1 pseudogene is annotated in these 911 nt (G+C 78.0%); it reads left to right on the forward strand.

Features of this window, described 5'->3' with window-relative positions:
- A pseudogene (locus tag ACSNN9_RS28510) lies at positions 1 to 911 on the forward strand (ATP-binding protein); the annotation flags it as partial.

Raw genomic sequence — 911 nt, forward strand, 5'->3', positions numbered from 1 at the left:
AGGTCGAGGCGGTCCACCCCGGCGACGCGGCCCATCGGCCGCCTTCCGGCGTGGCGCCGGCCGTCGACCAGCTCCCGGCCGCCGCCTACGAGCCGCCCGCCCGGCCGGTCAGGTCCCGGGTGCCGCACCAGCACGGGGACCGGCTGCCCACGCTCCGCCCGCCGGCGGAGGACGCGCCGCCCGCCGCGGCGGCACCGCCGTCGTCCCACCCGGCCCCTCTCCAGCCGGCACCGCTCGACCCGCCCGCGCCGGACCCGGCGGCCGAGCCGGCGTCCCGCCGCAGCGGGGAGCGCCGGTCGGAGCGGGCCGGCCGGGAGGTGACGCCGCCGCGGCAACGCTCGGCCAGCCGGCGCGACCGGCCCACGAAGCCCGTCCGGGTCAAGGCACCGAAGATCAAGTTCGGGGACCGGGACCCGGCGGTCGAGCTGGCCATCACCGAGATCGCCGGCCACCTCACCTTCACCCCCAACACCGTCACCGCCTGGTACTGGCTGCCGGAGGTGCGCTGGGCGTTCCGGCCGGACGCCGAACGGGAGGCGCTGCTCTCGGCGATCTCCGAGCAGTACGCCGGGCTGGCCGGCTTCCGGCTGCACCTGCGGCGCACCACCCGGCCCTTCCCGGCCGACGAGTGGGCCCGCACCATCGACGCGCACACCCACGCCCCGCTGCCCGACGTGCCCGGCACCGCCGGCTGGGGCGACCACCTGGTGGCCGCGCAGCGGCACCTGCTCTCGGTCAACCACGCCGAGGGGCAGACCTACCTCGGCGTCACCTTCGCCCGGCGGTCCCTCGGCGACTCGCTCACCGAGCGGCTGCTGCGCACCTTCGGCCGGGGCGTGGCCGAGGGCGAACGCCGTAAGCTCGGCCGCACCGTCGAGCAGTTCGACGAGGTGCTGGGCGCCTTCGGCATG

Origin of the sequence: Micromonospora sp. URMC 107 (assembly GCF_051386315.1) — a bacterium.
Taxonomy (GTDB): Bacteria; Actinomycetota; Actinomycetes; order Mycobacteriales; family Micromonosporaceae; genus Micromonospora.